At 65.1% G+C, this 15525-nt stretch carries 20 protein-coding genes, 1 tRNA gene and 1 pseudogene; 11 read left to right on the forward strand and 11 right to left on the reverse strand.

The annotated features are described in order from the left end of the window. Window positions 1-28: 28 nt before the first annotated feature. The 3 genes from OG804_RS23470 (at window position 29) to OG804_RS23480 (ending at window position 1199) form a co-directional block, all read left to right on the forward strand. Window positions 29-568 carry a tRNA adenosine deaminase-associated protein gene (locus OG804_RS23470; RefSeq protein WP_328389928.1) on the forward strand — a complete coding sequence of 180 codons (540 nt, stop codon included), beginning with the start codon at window positions 29-31 and terminating at the stop codon, window positions 566-568. A 28-nt stretch (window positions 569-596) separates the two neighbouring features. Further along, window positions 597-1031: a nucleoside deaminase gene (locus tag OG804_RS23475; RefSeq protein ID WP_328398667.1), complete on the forward strand. Its 435-nt coding sequence runs from the start codon at window positions 597-599 to the stop codon at window positions 1029-1031. Between the two features lie 77 nt (window positions 1032-1108). Next, window positions 1109-1199, forward strand: a tRNA-Ser gene (locus OG804_RS23480). A gap of 66 nt (window positions 1200-1265) precedes the next feature. Here OG804_RS23480 and OG804_RS23485 read toward each other — a convergent pair. Next, window positions 1266-2160, reverse strand: a pseudogene (locus tag OG804_RS23485) (tyrosine-type recombinase/integrase); the annotation flags it as partial. Window positions 2161-2314: 154 nt separating this feature from the next. Here OG804_RS23485 and OG804_RS23490 point away from each other — a divergent pair. After that, the gene (locus tag OG804_RS23490; protein WP_328389930.1) at window positions 2315-2977 is read left to right on the forward strand and encodes a pentapeptide repeat-containing protein; all 663 of its coding nucleotides are present in this window, start codon (window positions 2315-2317) and stop codon (window positions 2975-2977) included. A gap of 1 nt (window position 2978) precedes the next feature. On the opposite strand, the gene OG804_RS23495 is transcribed toward OG804_RS23490, so the two are convergent. From OG804_RS23495 to OG804_RS23510, 4 genes are all read right to left on the reverse strand, one after another. Further along, window positions 2979-3752 (reverse strand): aKG-HExxH-type peptide beta-hydroxylase, encoded by a 774-nt coding sequence (locus OG804_RS23495; protein ID WP_328389932.1) that lies wholly within the window; start codon window positions 3750-3752, stop codon window positions 2979-2981. 177 nt (window positions 3753-3929) lie between these two features. Next, window positions 3930-4076 carry a hypothetical protein gene (locus tag OG804_RS23500; protein WP_328389934.1) on the reverse strand — a complete coding sequence of 49 codons (147 nt, stop codon included), beginning with the start codon at window positions 4074-4076 and terminating at the stop codon, window positions 3930-3932. A 93-nt stretch (window positions 4077-4169) separates the two neighbouring features. After that, window positions 4170-4490 (reverse strand): hypothetical protein, encoded by a 321-nt coding sequence (locus tag OG804_RS23505; protein ID WP_328389936.1) that lies wholly within the window; start codon window positions 4488-4490, stop codon window positions 4170-4172. Between the two features lie 155 nt (window positions 4491-4645). Further along, window positions 4646-4834 carry a hypothetical protein gene (locus OG804_RS23510; protein WP_328389938.1) on the reverse strand — a complete coding sequence of 63 codons (189 nt, stop codon included), beginning with the start codon at window positions 4832-4834 and terminating at the stop codon, window positions 4646-4648. Between the two features lie 182 nt (window positions 4835-5016). Between OG804_RS23510 and OG804_RS23515 the strand changes: the two genes are divergently transcribed. The 3 genes from OG804_RS23515 to OG804_RS23525 all read left to right on the forward strand — a co-directional run bounded on the left by OG804_RS23515 (window position 5017) and on the right by OG804_RS23525 (window position 8381). After that, window positions 5017-6339, forward strand: coding sequence for a hypothetical protein (locus OG804_RS23515; protein WP_328389940.1), 1323 nt, complete (start codon window positions 5017-5019; stop codon window positions 6337-6339). Continuing rightward, the gene (locus OG804_RS23520) at window positions 6336-6662 is read left to right on the forward strand and encodes a 4a-hydroxytetrahydrobiopterin dehydratase (protein WP_327148840.1); all 327 of its coding nucleotides are present in this window, start codon (window positions 6336-6338) and stop codon (window positions 6660-6662) included. Before OG804_RS23515 ends, OG804_RS23520 begins: the two co-directional genes overlap by 4 nt. 474 nt (window positions 6663-7136) lie before the next feature. Next, complete coding sequence (locus OG804_RS23525; protein ID WP_328389943.1) at window positions 7137-8381, forward strand: SGNH/GDSL hydrolase family protein; 1245 nt, start codon at window positions 7137-7139, stop codon at window positions 8379-8381. Between the two features lie 132 nt (window positions 8382-8513). Here OG804_RS23525 and OG804_RS23530 read toward each other — a convergent pair whose 3' ends face one another. Further along, on the reverse strand, window positions 8514-9290 hold the full coding sequence (locus tag OG804_RS23530; RefSeq protein WP_328389945.1) for a ferredoxin reductase: 777 nt from the start codon (window positions 9288-9290) through the stop codon (window positions 8514-8516). Between the two features lie 176 nt (window positions 9291-9466). On the opposite strand from OG804_RS23530, the gene OG804_RS23535 reads away from it, so the two are divergent. Both OG804_RS23535 and OG804_RS23540 read left to right on the forward strand, forming a co-directional pair. Then, entirely contained in the window at window positions 9467-10072 is a 606-nt protein-coding gene (locus OG804_RS23535; protein ID WP_328389947.1) for a TetR/AcrR family transcriptional regulator, read from the forward strand. Window positions 10073-10164: 92 nt separating this feature from the next. Next, window positions 10165-10692, forward strand: a complete 528-nt coding sequence (locus OG804_RS23540; RefSeq protein ID WP_328389949.1) for a VOC family protein — start codon at window positions 10165-10167, stop codon at window positions 10690-10692. 79 nt (window positions 10693-10771) lie between these two features. On the opposite strand, the gene OG804_RS23545 is transcribed toward OG804_RS23540, so the two are convergent. From OG804_RS23545 to OG804_RS23555, 3 genes are all read right to left on the reverse strand, one after another. After that, window positions 10772-11437, reverse strand: coding sequence for a DUF4352 domain-containing protein (locus OG804_RS23545; RefSeq protein ID WP_328389951.1), 666 nt, complete (start codon window positions 11435-11437; stop codon window positions 10772-10774). 86 nt (window positions 11438-11523) lie between these two features. Next, window positions 11524-11907: a hypothetical protein gene (locus tag OG804_RS23550; protein ID WP_328389953.1), complete on the reverse strand. Its 384-nt coding sequence runs from the start codon at window positions 11905-11907 to the stop codon at window positions 11524-11526. A gap of 37 nt (window positions 11908-11944) precedes the next feature. Further along, entirely contained in the window at window positions 11945-12091 is a 147-nt protein-coding gene (locus OG804_RS23555; protein WP_328389955.1) for a hypothetical protein, read from the reverse strand. 313 nt (window positions 12092-12404) lie between these two features. On the opposite strand from OG804_RS23555, the gene OG804_RS23560 reads away from it, so the two are divergent. Then, entirely contained in the window at window positions 12405-13595 is a 1191-nt protein-coding gene (locus tag OG804_RS23560; RefSeq protein WP_328389957.1) for a helix-turn-helix domain-containing protein, read from the forward strand. 187 nt (window positions 13596-13782) lie between these two features. Here OG804_RS23560 and OG804_RS23565 read toward each other — a convergent pair whose 3' ends face one another. Continuing rightward, window positions 13783-14301: a hypothetical protein gene (locus tag OG804_RS23565; RefSeq protein WP_328389958.1), complete on the reverse strand. Its 519-nt coding sequence runs from the start codon at window positions 14299-14301 to the stop codon at window positions 13783-13785. Window positions 14302-14397: 96 nt separating this feature from the next. Between OG804_RS23565 and OG804_RS23570 the strand changes: the two genes are divergently transcribed. Then, window positions 14398-14619 carry a hypothetical protein gene (locus tag OG804_RS23570; protein WP_328389960.1) on the forward strand — a complete coding sequence of 74 codons (222 nt, stop codon included), beginning with the start codon at window positions 14398-14400 and terminating at the stop codon, window positions 14617-14619. Between the two features lie 51 nt (window positions 14620-14670). On the opposite strand, the gene OG804_RS23575 is transcribed toward OG804_RS23570, so the two are convergent. Beyond that, window positions 14671-15276, reverse strand: coding sequence for a hypothetical protein (locus tag OG804_RS23575; RefSeq protein ID WP_328389962.1), 606 nt, complete (start codon window positions 15274-15276; stop codon window positions 14671-14673). Window positions 15277-15525 lie beyond the last annotated feature (249 nt).

Raw genomic sequence — 15525 nt, forward strand, 5'->3', positions numbered from 1 at the left:
CCGCCCCCGGCCGACTACCGTTGCGCGCATGGCAGCACAGCGCTCGGGCACGAACAGGGCGACGTCGGATGATTACGACGACGTGGAAGGTTTCGCGGTGGCCGTTGTCCGGGAAGACGGAACGTGGCGGTGCACACCGCTGACGGCGGCAGCGCTCACCACCCTGTCGGCCGCGGAGACCGAGCTGAAAGCTCTCCGTTCCTCCGGCGCGGTCTTCGGGCTCCTCGACGTCGACGACGAGTTCTTCATCGTGCTCCGGCCCGCTCCCAGCGGTACCCGGTTGCTGGTGTCGGACGCGACCGCGGCGATCGACTACGACATCGCCGCCGATGTCCTGGAGGAACTCCATGTCGAGATCCCCGATATCGATCCCGATGAACTCGACGATGTCGAGCCGTGGGAGGAGGGTGATCTCGCGATCCTGGCCGATCTGGGCCTGCCCGAACCGGTGCTCAGCGTCATCCTCGCCGAAACCGACCTCTACCCGGACGAGCAGCTCACGATGATCGCGCAGCGGCTGGGCTTCTCCTCCGAGTTCTCCGCGGTGCTCGACAAACTGCCTCGTTGAGTTGAGCGCCCCGCTCTCCGATATCGAGATGGTGCGCGCGGCCCTGGCCGCCGCCGCCACCGCCGACCCACGGGATGTGCCGGTGGGCGCGGTGGTTTTCGACAGCCGGGGACGCGAGCTGGCGCGCGCGGCCAACGCCCGCGAGGCGTGCGGCGACCCCACCGCGCATGCCGAGGTGCTGGCCCTGCGCCGCGCCGCCGCGGTGCACGGCGACGGCTGGCGGCTCACCGGCGCGACCCTGGCGGTGACATTGGAACCGTGCACCATGTGTGCGGGGGCATTGGTCGCGGCCCGGGTGGACCGGCTGCTGTTCGGTGCGTGGGAGCCCAAGACCGGAGCGGTGGGATCGCTGTGGGATGTGGTCCGCGACCGCCGTCTCAATCATCGCCCGCAGGTGCGCGGGGGGATCTTGGAGGACGAATGCGCGGCGATCCTCGACGAGTTCTTCCGCGGCCGGCGCTGAACGCGCGGTCGGCCGGCAGCGGGGCAGGTCGTGCCCCCGATTTAGGGATACGCGAGAGGTCCGGTATTCTTTCTGGCGGTGGCGTGTCCGAGCGGCCTAAGGAGCACGCCTCGAAAGCGTGTGAGGGGTAACCCCCCTCCGAGGGTTCAAATCCCTCCGCCACCGCCACAGCCCCTTACCTGAATTTCCAGGTGAGGGGCTTTTTTTATGCGGTATCCGCGACAGCGCCAGCGCTTTTGCCCACATTCTGCCCACACTCTGGCGGGCTGTAGGCCGCGTGGATGGCTGCGGCAGCCCGGTCGAGGTCGCTGTCGAACAGATCCGCGTACACGCGCAGGGTTACGCTGGCGTCGGCGTGACCGAGCATCCTTGCCAGCGCGAGCACGTTCACATTCGCCGACACGGCCAGCGACGCGCACGTGTGCCGAAGATCGTGGGGGGTGATGGTCTGAACTTTCGACCGCTTTACCGCGCCGGCGAACCATCCGCCTGATGACTTCGGCCGGGGGAAGTAGTTCACGCCGTCGCCGAACACCAGAGTCTCACGGTCCCGGCCCTGGCATTGCACGGACAGTTCATCGAGAACGAATTGGGGGACCGGCACGGCGCGCACCTTGCGGCTCTTGGTGTGTCCGACTGCGTGCTCGACACCGAGCTGCACGGCATTGTCCGCGACGGTCAGGCGGCGGCGCAGGAAGTCGATATCGCGGACGCGTAGCGCGACCGCCTCGCCCCAGCGGATACCGCAGTAGGTCAACGTCAACACCAGCGCGCGCCGTTCCCGGCCGGACTCGGCGGCGAGCCGCTGCACGTCATCAGCCGTGAGATACACATGCCGCTTGCCGACCTTTCGGGGTAGGTTCTCGACGCCGCGGGCAGGGTTCGACCGGAGCCGCTTCGCCTTCACCGCAGTGTCGAGGATGCCCGCGAGCACGCCGTATGCCCGGATGATTACGGTGGCGCCGCTGCCCTTGCGGATCACCTTCTCCGGGTCGGTCGGGTCGGTGACCGTACGGCCCATATCTGCAATCCAGGTCTCGACGGCATCGAGTTCGACATCGGCGACGGGTGTCGCGCCCCAGCGTGGCTGGACATGGTTCCGCCAAGCTGATTCGAGCGTCCGATAAGACCCGCTTATCGGCGGTCAGAAATCAGAAATCGGCGCAGCGCTCACCCGGAAAAGGGGTCGAGCTGTCCGACCGATACCGGGCCGCTCCTCCTCCGCGGTAGAACGGCCGGAGCATGCTAGGTTCGGTGCCAATTCCGCGTCAGACAGGGGAGTCATGGGCGTCACACGCGTACAGGTCGCACCGGCTAAGCCGCGGACTGCGAGTGCTTTACGCGACGCCGGACCGGGCGAGGAGTTCGCCGACGAGTTGACGGTGAGCGGTGTCCGGTACACGGGGACCGATGCCGGTATCGATGGCGGAGAAGCCATCGCCGTGAGCGCGTCGGAATTCTCCGGCGCGCGGATCGTCGGCACGCTGGCCCGGACCACGTTCGACAACTGTGCGTTCGCCTCATGCGACCTGTCGAACCTGCGCGCGGACGAGACTTCGCTCCTGGAATCGGAGATCACACAGTCCAGATTGACGGGACTTTCGCTGAGCGACGGTGTATTGCGAGATGTGTTCATAGACGACACCCGCGCGGATTTGGCATCGTTTCGCGGCAGCAAGTTCCAGAAGGTGGTGTTCACCGGCTGCAACCTGGCGGGCGCGGACTTCCAGAGAGTCAGGTTCCGTAGCGTCCGGTTCGAGGGATGTGACCTCACCGGGGCGCAGTTCTCGCAGGCGAATATCGAGCACAACACTACGTTCGTGGACTGCCGTCTGATCGACGTGCGTGGGGTGCGCGGCCTGAAGGGTGCTCAGGTGCGCGGTGACGACCTGCTCGGGCTGGCGGGAAGCCTGGCCCGAGAGGTCGGCATCGACGTGGAGTGGTGACTCAGGCCGCGACCGCGTAGGTAGAGAATCTGTCCCCAGAAATCGACTCCTCGACGTAATCCCAATCGAGGGTGAATGCGAACTCGGCGAGCTGGTGCACTAGCAGCTGCCCATACGGCGTGAACAGGTCTCGCTTGTTGTTCAATCCGTCGCAGCATTCCCGCAGCGAGCCCGTGAACTTGTCCACCAGTTCCGTCTCGCCGCGCTGGTGCTGCATCCACATCAGCGGCACTGCGACGACAGCCGAATGGAAGGCACGATCGAGGGGGCGGAGCTGACCGAACTTCACCGCAGACAGAACGCGATAGCGATCGGCGGCGAGTTCGGCCACAGGTTTGGTGTAGAGCCCGTGCACCATATCGCCGATGAACAAGTTCAGGTGAGTCGCCTCATGGACGAGAGATTCGGCGAAGTCGTACACGCCCCATTCCGGTCCCGGGCTGAGTGCCACCAGGCCGGGCAGGTGCGCAGCCGATCCGCCGCCGGTGCTGTCGGAGGGCAGCAGGATGACATCAGTAACCAGGAGGTCGACGAGATGTCCGAGATCTGAATTCAGGTCGCGGACATGCTCGACGGCTTGCGTGACTCGTCCGGGCCACACGTCGCGTTCCTCCGACGTCGACGGCCGCAGGCCCTTGAAGATCCCGTCAAAGACGTCGGCTTCGTCCAGATAATCACCCCAACCACTGTTCTCGAAATGGATTGCCGAACCGTGTGGCGGCGCGTCGATCGGCCGGTGCTGGCTGACCGCCTCCCGGTAGGACGAGGGCAGCACCGCAGGGTCGGGGGCTTCCCCGATCACTGCGCGTGTGTATCTGGCTACGTTCTCGTAGGCGTGGCCGACATTCAGGAAATGCATTGCGAAAGCCCAATCAGAAAGTGTGTGTGAGACGAAAGCGGGCGGGCGGCGGAGTATCCGCCGCCCGCCCTCAGATTTCGGTCAGCTGACCTATTAGGTCCAGCCGCCCATCATCGCCGCGTTGTCGTCGCCGCGGAACCGGGCGATGCGCTCCCGTACTGCGGCGTCGGCTGCCTCGGAGTCCTCCGAGGCCCGCTGCACGGCGTCGCCGACGATCGAATCGTTCTTGAGATGGCTCATGGCATTCCTTCCGTTTTCCATTTCTTGGTTCCCTGGCCAGGGCTTATGGGCGGGTCACATGCCCGCCAGCTTTTGTGTGGCAGCGCTGATGTTTCACGGCAGGGTTAGGTCCGGGTCGCTACCGAGCACACCGGCGGCAGTCACCACGTGTACGAGTTCGGCCAGCGCCCGCCACTCGCGGCTCGATCGAGCGTCGGCCATGGTGAGGTGTGGAGCGACCAGCACTTCGGCCCTGTAGTCGAGTACGTGCTGGATGGCGATAAGTGCCGCGACTCTCAGCACGTCCGTATCCGTGACGGTCGTGAAAACTACGTTCAGGTTGTGCCGCTGGATCAGCTGTTCCAGGTTCTCGGCGTCGTGGTCGGCGGGGCGCATGACAACCGCCCGCGACTGACAGTTCTGTTGATCCGACACGGCAAACCTCCTCGATCGGCGCTGCCCATAGATCGGCGACGGTCGCGGCGAAATCGCGGCGAACCCGCGCGATGCGCTCCTGTACTGATGGCCGGCCGTCGGGCTGCCCGGCGGGCGGGCGTAGCTTGGCGGCTATCCGGTGGAGGGTCGAGAGATCATCCCGCACGTCGCACCTCCCGGTGACGCCCGGCTCGCCACCGCGCAATCACACCGTCGATCTCGGCCTGCATGGCGGGGGTATCGGCGGTCGGCGCGTCGAGGGAGCGCAGGCCCTCCAGGCACCGCTCGATTGCCGTGCGGTCGTAGCATTCGCTCTCGCGCCAGAGCCGCAGAGTAGCGGCCATGGCCTGGTTATGCGTGACCCTGGCGGGTAGGGCCGGTGACTCCTGGCGCATTGGAGACCTCGGAATGTTTGTTGGAGGTTGGCTTATTCAGCATCGCGAGGTCGTTGCAGTTGAAGGACTCACCGAGCCCGCACGGGACCCGTACTCTGGCAGTACTTCAGCTGACGGGAGGGCACTGAGAGATGACGATCGTCAAGTGGACCGGGTTCGAAGTCACCGCACTGCGTGCAGCGTTGCGGGACACACAGGATCAGTTCGTCGACCGGATCGGGTGCTCGGTTGAGGCCGTCAGCAAATGGGAGCGCAGGGGTGCGACCATCACCCTGGGTGCGAAGTACTCCGAATGCATGGACACCGCGTACAGCAGACTCGACGACGAACAGCGGGCTCGATTCGATGCGGCGCTACGGAGTTCCGACGAACGCCATCAAATCACTTGGGGCGCGTCGTCGGGAACGGGTAATACTGGAGTTGTACTTGAGGTACAGGAAGTCGACGACGTGAGACGACGCGATTTCGGAACCACCGTCATGGGACTATCTGCCCTCGCTGCGAGCCCTGTCATGGGGGTGACCCATGTTCCGCTATCAGACGTGGTGAGCGGCGCCAGCGTGGCCCCCGAACTCGTCGACTACTTCCGCTCTCAGCTCGCAGGGCACTACACCGCGGACATGTACCTAGGGCCGCGCTACTTGATCCCCACCGTGCAGACACAGACGGAACTTATCGCCCATCTCGCTGGCACGGCCGATGCTCCCGTGCGGCGAGGCCTGCTCGAAACAGGGACTGCGTACGCAGCGCTCCTTGGATGGCTGTACCAGGATGCGGGGGACCGCTCAGAGTCGGGAAAGTGGCGCGACACCACGCTGTCACTCGCACACCGCAGCGGAGATTCACAGCTTGTCTCCTATGCGCTGTCCAACATGGCGATGCTCGCGCTGGACAACCGCGACGGTCGCGCTGTCATCGACTACGCGCGGGCCGCACTGGCAGCCGGGCCGAAGCTGTCCCCTAAGGTTCGCGTGATGGCGCTCCAGCACGAGGCGCAAGGCCACGCCATGCTCGGGGATCGGGTCACAGCGGATCGTTTGCTCGACGACGCCGCCTCTCTCATCGGCCGGATTGATGACGAGTACCCATGGGGGAACTCTTGTCGCCGCACACCACACTATGTCGTGGTACAGCGGGCGACCTGCTACGGGCGCACCGGCAACGCGAGGGATGCGGTCGGCGCCGTCGCGCTGTGGGACGAAATCATGGACTCCATGCCTGAGTCTGCGCGCCGCGACAACGCGGTGTTCCGTGCTCGACAGTCGGCTGTCCTCGCCAGGGTGCCGGACCCTGAACGCGCTGTCTGGGCGGCAACAGAAGCGGCGGAGGCCATCAAAATTACTGGGTCAGCCAGGCTTCGCAGCGAGCTGAAGGGGTTAGCCGCTCACGCTCGCACGTGGGCGCATACGTCGGCGGGACGCGAGTTGCATGCTCTCGTAGGGTCCGTCGCATGACCACTCTGCCCACGCCGCTGGATGACAGCGAGATAGCCAGCCGCCTTGAAGCACTCCCCGGGTGGGTGCGCGACGGTGACGAGATCACGCGCACTTTCTCCCACACCTACCACGAGTGCGTGCACCTGGCCGTATACGTCGCGGCGAAAGCCCGCGAGGTCGGTCACCATCCTGACATGATGATCACCTGGCAGCGGATCGAGTTCCGGATCACGACTCACGATGCCGGGCGGAAGTTGACCGGGCGGGACTTCGATCTCGCGCGGGATATCGACCGGATCGCGGAAGGCGCCGGCGCAACTACAACCGATGTGACGCCCTGACGCAGTCCGGCTGCGGCGCGGCCCGATCCCGGGTCCGCGCCCGCCTTTGCAGAGCACAAACCGATCTTTCGGCACAGGAAGCTCTCACGGTGCGTGCCCTACCGAGTCGTACAGGCGATACCGTCCGCCCCTGCCCACATTTTGCCCACAACGCCACGTGATACCCGGTGATCTACATTGACCCGAATAACGTGTTTTTGCAGGTGAAAGTGGTTTAGGGGTTGCTACCAGGGGGGTAAGAAGAGTTCAAATCCCTCCGCCACCGCCACAACCCCTCATCCGACTTTTCGGGTGAGGGGTTTTTTGCTGTCGGCATGCCGTCGCGTTCTCGGGAGTGGTGGGGCTCCGTCCCGCATCTCGCCCACCGTTCGGCGCGGGCTGGTTCATCCTCAACGAATGAGACCTCCGTCACAACCCGATGCTAATGGAACAAAAGTTCCATTAGGCCGGTTGGGTCTCGATATGAACATCAGAATGAAGCCACTGGCAGTCCTCGCCGCAGCCGTCGTCGCCGCCGGACTGGCAGCCGCGTGCTCACCCGCACCGGCCGAACCCGACCGGTCGGATGCGTGGACCACCGCGTGGTCGGTCCCCATGCAGCTCCCGAGTGAAGGTTTCGAACCGAACTGGGCCACCGACGGTTTCGCCGACCAGACGGTGCGGCAGGTGGTCCGGGTCGCCGACGGCGGCACCCAGGCCCGGATCACCCTGTCCAATCTCTACAGCCGGGACGAACTCCGGATCGCCGGCGGCACCATCGCGCGCACCGTTCACGGGGCGCAGGTGCAAGCGGATACGACCCGGCCGCTGCGGTTCGACGGCGCCGACTCAGTGACCGTCGCGCCGGGCGCGGAGGTCACCAGCGATGCCGCCGATCTGCGGCTGGCCCCATTCGAATCGGCCACGGTGACCTTGTATCTGGCCGAACGAACCGGGCCGGCGACCTTCCACGCCCAGGGCTATGCCAGCACCTACCGCGCTGCGGGCGACCATATCGCGGACCGCGAAGCGACCGCTTTCACCGAGGCGACGCATTCCTGGTACTACCTCTCGGACCTCGAAGTCTCCGGTGGTCCCGAAGATCCGGAGACGATCGTCGCGTTCGGCGATTCGATCACCGACGGTTTCGGATCGGACAACGACGGCAACAATCGCTATCCCGACGCGCTCGCCGAACGACTCGCCGCGGACGGCACTCCGAGCACCGTGCTGAACGCCGGTATCGGCGGCAATATGTTCCTCAGCGATTCGAAGTGGTTCGGCGAGAGCGGATTGCGGCGTTTCGACCGTGATGTGCTCAGCAAACCGGGCGTGGACACGGTGATCGTTCTCGGCGGACTGAACGATATCGGCTTCTCCGAGGTCGATCTGCCGACCTACAAGCCCAATCCGGATGTATCGGCGGAACAACTGATCGCGGGTTACCGCGACCTGATCGCCCGCGCGCACGACGCCGGGATCACCGTGGTCGGCGCGACGTTGTTACCGATGAAGGGCGCCGAGTACTACACCGACACTTCCGCGGCGAAGATCCGGGCCGTCAACGATTGGATCCGGACCAGCGGTGCGTACGACGCCGTCGTCGATTTCAACGCGGTGATGGCCGATCCCGCCGACCGGGAGCGGTTGAACGCGGCGTTCGATTCCGGCGACCACAAACACCCGAATGCCGCCGGGTACGCGGCGATGGCCGCCGCCGTCGATCAGCAAGCACTCTGACGAGCGCGACCTCGTGGGGAAATCCGGCCGAGTAGATCCGCCGCCACCGTAATGAGCCCTCCATCTGTCGATGCAGGTGAAGGGCTCATTGCCGTGGCTCGGAGGGGTACCGCGGTTCGATTCGAATCGCGGTCACGCGCGTGTCGCCCGGGCCGCCGGAAAGCGTTCCAGATGCAGCGAACCCGTCGGATTCACCCGCGGCATGGCGTGTATCGCGGCTTCGAGCATGGGCGGGGGGCCGCAGACGTAGACGGCTGCTCCCGGATCCGCGCGTCGCAGGAGGTCCTCGATATCGGGGGCGCCGAATTCGTCGTCGGGGCGGATCACGGCGCCGGGCACCCGATCCAGGAACGGCATCGAATCCCGGGAGCGCCCGGTATAGATCAGAGTGCCGCGCCGGCTCGCTGCCTGCGCCATGGGCAGGATCGCGGTGATCCCCATGCCACCGGCGACGAACAGGTAGTCGGGGGCGTCGACGAAGGGGTAGGTGTGCCGGGGGCCGTGCACGCGAAGCGAATCGCCGCTGCGGAGATTCTCGTGGATCTCGATGGAACCGCCCTTGCCGTGCGGCATCAGCCGGACAGCGATCCGGTAGGACGACCGGTCGCGCGGGTCGCCGCACAACGAATACTGCCGCCGCCGACCGGAGGGGAGGAACACGTCCAGGTGGGCGCCGGGTAACCACGCGGGTAGCGGGTCGCCCTCGGGGTCCACCAGCACCACGCCGACTACGTCCACCGCTTCGCGTTGAATGGCGGCGACTACGAGACGGCGATTGAATCCGCTGTGTCCCAGCACTTTCGACTGCGGTAGCAGCGAGGCGGGGCGATGTGCGACGAAAATCGAACGGCAGACATCCACGGCTGTGCCGAACATCTGGAACCCCCGAACCGGTACCTGGGTGCCCATCAGTTGCCTCCCGATAGTCGGGCCGGACGACGACGCACCAGATGGAAACAAGCGGCTGCTTGGCTGGTCTGCACCATTCGGCCAAAGTACACGGCAACATAATTAATAGCAATGTTGCAATATTGCGAGTGCCCGATAGGTGTTTGCGCTCACGCAGTACTTGCTAGCGTTAACTCATGTCCGCCGCGTATACGTCGTCACCCGGGCTGCAGGACGGTATCGAGGCTCGCATTCTGGACGCGGCGTTGATCAGATTCAGCGAGTTCGGCGTCAAGAAGACGACCATCGAAGACATCGCCCGGCAGGCCGGTGTCGACCGCGTCACCATATATCGCCGCATCGGGTCCCGTGACGACGTGGTGCAGGCGGTGGTGAGCCGGGAGGTCGCCGCGGTCCTGACCGAGGTGGACGCCATCTCCACCCGGCACGACAGCCTCGCCGACCTCATCGCCGACATCTTCGTCATGGTGATCACGCGCTGGCGCGAACACCCGCTGGTCAAACGCATGCTCACGGTGGAACCGGAACGGATACTGGAGAAGCTCACCGTCGAGGGCGGCCCGGTCTTCGCGATGTCGGTGGCCGCCACGCACACCGCGCTGTGCCGCGCCGCCGATGCCGGCCTGCTGACCGAACCGGCCGATCTGCTCACCCGCGCGGAAGTGGCGTGCCGCGTGCTGCACTCGTTCATCCTGTGCCCCTCGGGCCTGGTGCCGCTGGAATCCGACGAACAACTCGACGAATTCGCCCGGGCCTACTTGGTTCCCATAGTCACCGGCTGAGCCCGAATCCCCACGGCTCGAATATTTCGACTGTGCCGCCGCGCCGTAGATAGTGGACGCAGGGTGGCCTGAAAGGGTGTCATGCTCGCGGCATGACCACATCACCGCTGATCCGGCCCATTTCCGACCTGGCCAACGGCTACGGCAGCCTCAACGCGTTCGCGGCAGTCAAAGGACCGGGCGGAGCGCGCGCGTTCATCGAATTCCTGCGCGAGGTGTTCGACGGCAGCGAGACCTCGCAGGCGCATGCGGTGGACACCGACGATCTGCTGATCCACGCGGAGGTGCGGATCGGGGACTCGTGCCTGATGGTCGTGGACTCCAAACCCGACTGGGCGTTCACCCCGGCGCTGCTCCAGGTCAATGTCACCGACTGCGACGAGGTGCTGCGGCGCGCGTCGGCGCGCGGGGCGCGGATCATCACCGAGACGACCCCGTTCTACGGGAATACATCCCTCGCCCGATTCGTCGACCCGTGGAGCAATGTGTGGTGGCTGTTCGGGCCCGCGATCGAGGGCGCTCCGGAACCGTCCTGGGACCCTGAGGAAGCAACGGAAGAGTCGGAGATCCACGCGACGATCTGCGCGGCGATGCGTGAGCTGACCCCGCCGGCCGGCTGATCGCCGGTCCGCGGCACTCGCTCGCCCGACGTCCGGCCCGTTCGTGAATCGCCCGGGCCGGACAGTGGGTACGGCAGTCCTACTGCAGGGCGACTCGGACGCCACCCGAGAGCATCGAATCGTGAAATTCGAGGGTCGCGGGTTGTGCGGCGGCGGGTATATCGAAGGCGATGATCACTTCCATCGCGTTGCCGGGGTTGATATCGCCTCCCATGACGGAAGTGTCGTTGACGTTCACCTCGGCCATTGTGTCGTTGGTGAATTCGCGGCCCTGCGCGTCGATCAATTTCTGGTTCGACCCGAAATAGGACTGCGGCCGATCGCTGGTGTTGGTGACGGTGGTGTGTACGAGTACGTACTGACCTTGCGCCTCCTTCTGCAGATACGGGTTGGACCCCACCGTCTTCAGGCCCGTATCGACCTTCGTGACCACGAACTCGAATTTGCCGTCCCGGACCGGTGTTCCGGCCGCCGCGATATCGGAGTCCCCGGCCGCCGGGTCCCCGGCCGCGGCCGCACTGGTCGTCTTGTCGGAAGCGCTGTTGCTCACGACGGCGAGACAGCCACCGAATCCACACAGCACGAGGACGCCCGCGAGAAGCAGCCACGGCCAGGTGGTCTTCTTCTTCGGGCGCTGAGGTGGGTGGGCGCCGTAGTGCTGCTGGGGTGGATAGGGCTGGTGGGTCAAGGTTTCCCCTTGCTCGGGTTGTCGGAGTGCGCAGCCTTCGTCCCGGTCCCTGTCCATACGCCCACATATGTGACGCGTTACATAGTTGCGATCAGTAACTATTAATTCGGAGTCGTTCGGTAGCCCGGTGTTCCGTTTCGTGGCTACAGAATCGGCGGATGCAACCCTGAATCGAGCACTAGCGCACCTGCCCAAGGGCAACGGCCGTGACCCGCGATCAGGCGCTCCTGGATATCCACCAGTCCACGACAGTTTCCCGGGCAGCCGATCGCGTACGGCTGCCCGTTCGGTGATCCGCCGCGGCGCAGGACGATCCGCAGTTGCCGGGTGGTGATGTACGGCGCGCAGCCGCAGGCCAGCGGCAGATCCCGCACCCGCATATCCACCCATGGGCACGGGCCGGTGACATTGCGTGGATGAACGGCGATGCGGCCGTCGACGATATCCGCGCCGAGCAGGCAATGCTCGGACTCGGGGCAGCGGCAGCGGACCGGCCGGCCCTCCTCCCGGGCGACTCCTGCAAGCATTGCACCGGTGATCCACGGCCCGCAGCCGCACCTGGGGTCAACGGTCATGGCGGGGCTCGGCGTGTGCGCGACGCCAGCGGGCGATGACGCCGTCGATCTCGCGCTGCAATCCGCCGTCGTCGAAGACTTCTCTGTCGTACGAATATTCCGTGGCGGTATCCAGGGCCCGTATACCAGCGGCCACCCGTTCCAGAAGTGGGATATCAGTACACCGGTCGTCCTGCCAGAGGCCCCGGGCCGACGCGATGGCCTGGTTGTGGATAGGTCCTCTGACGGGGAGCGGTCGTTGCTCCTCGTGCATGGGTTACCTCGCTGAATAGTTGATTTCGGTTGTGACGGAGTGGCTCTCGATTCGGCGCAGGGCATCGCTGGCACCGGCGCGTTCCGAAACTTATGTCCGTTCCGAATCATTCGAGTAACACGCCTTGTGTTATCTCCGACCCCGGAATCTCCGTAGCCTCGATAGAGCAGGGGCGCATCGAAGGATGGCGAGAGCGATGGACACGAGCATCGGCGCGCGGATCAAACATTTTCGCGGCAGATCAATGACCCAAACCCAGTTGGCGGACTTGGCCGAGGTGCACCCGTCTCTGATCCGGCAACTGGAGCAGGGAAAGCGGGAAGGTGCCAGCATCATGAGCTTGCACAAGATCTCGAAGGCTCTGGATGTCGATATCGCCGACCTTGTCGGGAAGCGGCATGGGATCCCGTCCGAAGACCCGGGGGCCGGCGTTGTCGCCATTCGGCATGCGCTGAATTCGGTGGATGACCTGATCGACGACGGGCCCGGACAATTGCCGGTCACGCTGCACGAAGCCAGGCGGGCTGTCGATTACGCGTGGGGCGCCTACTGGAACGGTCGGTACGAGACGCTTACTGCGGTGCTACCGCCCGGGCTCTCGCAGTTACGGGCAACCGCTCACGCCGCTCGGCGCAGCGAAATAGCCCCGGCCCATGAGCTGTTGGCTCGGATGTACTGGGTGACCGGTTGCACGCTGGTCCACCTCGGGCAGTCCGATCCGGCGTTCGCGGCGATCCGGTCTGCGCTGACCGCGGCTGAACGCGGCAATGATTCGCTACTCGCCGCGACACTGCGCGGTTCGGTGTCATGGCAACTGCTCGTCCAGGGCCGCTACGAGGAGTCCCACAAGGTGGCGCTCAAAGCGGCCGCGTCGGTGGAGCCGGTCGGCGAGGCCACCGAAGAGCAGTTGGCTGTATACGGATCGCTGGTGCTGCAAGGAGCGACCGCCGCCGGTCGGCAGCAGCGCGTTCAGGACGCGCTGGATATCGTTGTCGCGGCGCAGGAGGTGGCATCGCGCTTGCCCGGTGACACCAAGCATTACGAGTGCAACTTCGGGCCATCGCAAGTGGTGATGCAGTCGGTCGATGTGAATGTGTCCTCGGAGCGGTATCCGGAGGCGATCGAGGCGGCGAAAGCGATGCCGGACGGCGGCGCGGGGCTCGCGCAGGTGAGTCGGGCGCGGCATCGACTCGATCAGGCCGCGGCTCTCGCCCGCACCGGACAGAACCAGCGGGCCCTGGACATGCTGCTGACCGCGGAGCGGATCGGCGGCCGGGACTGGGTGCGGTACCAAACGCTGCTGAAGCAGGTTGTCGCCGAGCTGCGGGAGAAGGAGCGCCAGCACAGCGCGTTACGAAGCTTGGCCGAGCGCGCTGGTGTGCGATAGCGGGCTCGGGCCAGCCGTAAATGCTTGCGTCCGCCTGGTATTCGCAGGTGTCGGAGGATTTTCGAGACGAAGCACGGCACCTGTTAGCGGATGTGGATGATTCCGGAATCGGCGCATGTGGTGCGGTTCGGCGCGCAGCGTGACCGAGCTGTCGCGTGACCGAACTTCGGACGTCGGTGTCGGCGCTTCAGCAGTGGTCGTTCGCTGTGCGGCCGGTGGCGAGTTGAGCTCCGCACGCGTCCTGGATCTCACGGGCGAGTTGCTGTTCGGGGCGGCCCCAGCCTGCTCCCCACTCGTCTTCGAGACCGAATATCCGGCCGAGCGGAAGTGCGATGACACTGTCGTCCCAGTCGGACTCGACGACGATTTCGCACACCTTGTCCAGCACCCATTTCTCGGTGGCTCGGTTGTCGGCATGCAGGCGCGCGAGTTGGGTGAATGCCACCTGGGCCGCGGCTGCCTCCGACTCCGGGATGGCCGCGGCGCAGTCGGCCAGCGCCGCGGGCAGTATGTCGCGGACCTCATGAGTATCGCTGCTGCTCAGGCCGGCCAATTTCCTGAGCGTTTCACCGTCGTAGCCTCGAGCCAGCCAGTGCGCTGCCCAGAGCGGTATCCGTTCGGACGGGGCAGTGTCGAGCGCCACCCACGCGGCGACCAACTCGGGGGCCGGGATCTCGCCGGAGTCGGCCGCGGGCCAGTCGTGCATGCCGACCAGGATGCCCGACGAACTCGGGCAGCGCGAAATGGTTTTCTGGGATCGTAGAACGCGACCGAGTGGGCCGCGACAGGCGAGGGGCGATAGATGGAAACCGGCACGGTGTGGCGTTGGAAGCCGCGTAACGGTACCGGCGTGATCGAGCTCGATGACGCCGACAGCACGCTCGTCTGGTTCCATCTGTCGCACGCTCGCGGGGATCTCGACATCACCACGATCGCCGAGGGGCTGCCGGTCGATGTCGAAGTCGAAGCGATCCCGCAGGGGGAATACGCGTACCGCGCGAAGTCGGTGCACCCAAGAGACTGATACCCACTGCCCTGGCCGCCGCCATCTCGTACTCCGATGGCTGAGCCCGACTCAAGCCCCGATAGCGTCCACGCTCCGCAGGTGATCCAGTGCGCTGGCGACGTGGTCAGAGGTGAAGATGCGGCCCTTACGCTCACTCCATCGTCGTACTGCCGCAGTAGCGGCGTGCGGTGTCCGGGCATTCTCGTGGGTCGCGACCCAATGCGTGGTCGCCAGTAATTCGACGCCGTAGGCGCCTTCGAATCCTGACACGATCTCGAGGACCCTATCGAGAGTTCTGGTCACTTCAACCGAGGCCGGCCCATCCATGTACGCGACAAGCTGACGCCGACCGTCGGGTTTGACGGAGATCGGCCGTAGTTCGAGGACCCGATCGTTGCCGTCGCCGTAGCCTTCCAGGAACGTTCCCTCCATCTGCTGGACCATATGGCGGGCTGCGTCACTGTAGGGGCCGTACTTGGCCTGAGCGAATACCATCCGGGGATCGGGTGCCACAAGCGTCGCGAAGTAGAGCAACTTCTGTAATTCGAGGTGTGAGGTCCCGCTGTCGGTGTAGGGATCGATCATCGACTTCGCGGCGGCGTACTGGTCGACCAGTGCGAGCACAAGAGCCCGTCCAGGCGTCATTCTCGGTTGCTCGGCGAGTGAAGCGATCATGCAGGCGCCACGATCGAGGCCAGTCGGGATCCCGCCACCTGGTAGATCCCCAGATCAGCGTTGAAGCGATAGGTCACGAGCGATCCTTCCTGTTGTCACAGGTAGGCACGAACGGAGTTCCACGGCGGCCGAGTGTTCGAGGGTACTTCAGCTGCGGCCATCGAGTTGATCCGAATATGTTGGGAGGCAATCGGATACGTGCCGACATCAGCCAGCGTAACGTCCAGGATTCGGGTCGATGTAGGTCCA

The sequence above is a fragment of the Nocardia sp. NBC_00416 genome (assembly GCF_036032445.1).
Lineage (GTDB): Bacteria > Actinomycetota > Actinomycetes > Mycobacteriales > Mycobacteriaceae > Nocardia.

What these genes read in the sequence shown, in the direction of transcription:
- OG804_RS23470 (WP_328389928.1), top strand. Translation starts at nt 29, where the DNA reads ATGGCAGCACAGCGCTCGGGCACGAACAGGGCGACGTCGGATGATTAC.
- OG804_RS23475 (WP_328398667.1), top strand. Translation starts at nt 597, where the DNA reads ATGGTGCGCGCGGCCCTGGCCGCCGCCGCCACCGCCGACCCACGGGAT.
- OG804_RS23490 (WP_328389930.1), top strand. Translation starts at nt 2,315, where the DNA reads ATGGGCGTCACACGCGTACAGGTCGCACCGGCTAAGCCGCGGACTGCG.
- OG804_RS23500 (WP_328389934.1), bottom strand. Translation starts at nt 4,076, where the DNA reads ATGAGCCATCTCAAGAACGATTCGATCGTCGGCGACGCCGTGCAGCGG.
- OG804_RS23510 (WP_328389938.1), bottom strand. Translation starts at nt 4,834, where the DNA reads ATGGCCGCTACTCTGCGGCTCTGGCGCGAGAGCGAATGCTACGACCGC.
- OG804_RS23515 (WP_328389940.1), top strand. Translation starts at nt 5,017, where the DNA reads ATGACGATCGTCAAGTGGACCGGGTTCGAAGTCACCGCACTGCGTGCA.
- OG804_RS23520 (WP_327148840.1), top strand. Translation starts at nt 6,336, where the DNA reads ATGACCACTCTGCCCACGCCGCTGGATGACAGCGAGATAGCCAGCCGC.
- OG804_RS23525 (WP_328389943.1), top strand. Translation starts at nt 7,137, where the DNA reads ATGAAGCCACTGGCAGTCCTCGCCGCAGCCGTCGTCGCCGCCGGACTG.
- OG804_RS23530 (WP_328389945.1), bottom strand. Translation starts at nt 9,290, where the DNA reads ATGGGCACCCAGGTACCGGTTCGGGGGTTCCAGATGTTCGGCACAGCC.
- OG804_RS23535 (WP_328389947.1), top strand. Translation starts at nt 9,467, where the DNA reads ATGTCCGCCGCGTATACGTCGTCACCCGGGCTGCAGGACGGTATCGAG.
- OG804_RS23540 (WP_328389949.1), top strand. Translation starts at nt 10,165, where the DNA reads ATGACCACATCACCGCTGATCCGGCCCATTTCCGACCTGGCCAACGGC.
- OG804_RS23545 (WP_328389951.1), bottom strand. Translation starts at nt 11,437, where the DNA reads ATGGACAGGGACCGGGACGAAGGCTGCGCACTCCGACAACCCGAGCAA.
- OG804_RS23550 (WP_328389953.1), bottom strand. Translation starts at nt 11,907, where the DNA reads ATGCTTGCAGGAGTCGCCCGGGAGGAGGGCCGGCCGGTCCGCTGCCGC.
- OG804_RS23560 (WP_328389957.1), top strand. Translation starts at nt 12,405, where the DNA reads ATGGACACGAGCATCGGCGCGCGGATCAAACATTTTCGCGGCAGATCA.
- OG804_RS23565 (WP_328389958.1), bottom strand. Translation starts at nt 14,301, where the DNA reads ATGCACGACTGGCCCGCGGCCGACTCCGGCGAGATCCCGGCCCCCGAG.
- OG804_RS23570 (WP_328389960.1), top strand. Translation starts at nt 14,398, where the DNA reads ATGGAAACCGGCACGGTGTGGCGTTGGAAGCCGCGTAACGGTACCGGC.
- OG804_RS23575 (WP_328389962.1), bottom strand. Translation starts at nt 15,276, where the DNA reads ATGATCGCTTCACTCGCCGAGCAACCGAGAATGACGCCTGGACGGGCT.